The organism is Streptomyces yerevanensis (assembly GCF_000716805.1).
GTDB classification, from domain to species: Bacteria; Actinomycetota; Actinomycetes; order Streptomycetales; family Streptomycetaceae; genus Streptomyces; species Streptomyces flaveus.
Window position 1 is genome coordinate 1 of sequence record NZ_JNWJ01000214.1, and the last position, 574, is coordinate 574.

The 574-nt window shown below is 71.1% G+C and carries 1 pseudogene; it reads left to right on the top strand.

Annotated elements, in window-relative coordinates:
• A pseudogene (locus OP79_RS49120) lies at window positions 1–567 on the top strand (hypothetical protein); the annotation flags it as partial.
• Window positions 568–574 lie beyond the last annotated feature (7 nt).

Here is a 574-nt window from a genome sequence, read left to right on the forward strand (position 1 = left end):
GACACCAGCCGCGAGCAGTGCGGCTGGATGGGCAGAGCCGGCCGGGCGTTCCGCAGCACGGTGGCCGGGATGCCGACCGCGAAGTTCGCCGCCCGCCTGGTGGCGATGGCACACCGGGCGGGCCTGGCGGTGATCGTGGTCGATCCGGCGTATTCGAGCCGCTGGGGCGCCGCCTACTGGCGCGCCACCACCGGCACAACAACACAGGAGACGTCCCGGCACGACGCTGCGGCGATCGTGATCGGGAGGCGTGGCCAGGGCCTGGGCGCGCGACGCAGGGCAGAGAAGACCGTACCCCTCAAGAAGAAGGAAGCCGCCCCAGCCGGAAACGGCGAACCGTGTGCGACGACACGCGGCCGGGCCGGTACGGAAGACCATCGCCCCCACATCGCGCACACCCCCACACGGCCCCACCACGCACCCAGGGTCCGCGCCTGTCCCGGGGACCGTGCACACGATGCACGCCGCCGAAGACCACAGGCAACGGCCCAGCCCGCCGAAGACCGTTCGCGGCAGGCCACTGACAGGCAGTCCTGGACGCAGGACTCACTATGGCTCAGTGAATAGGAACGGT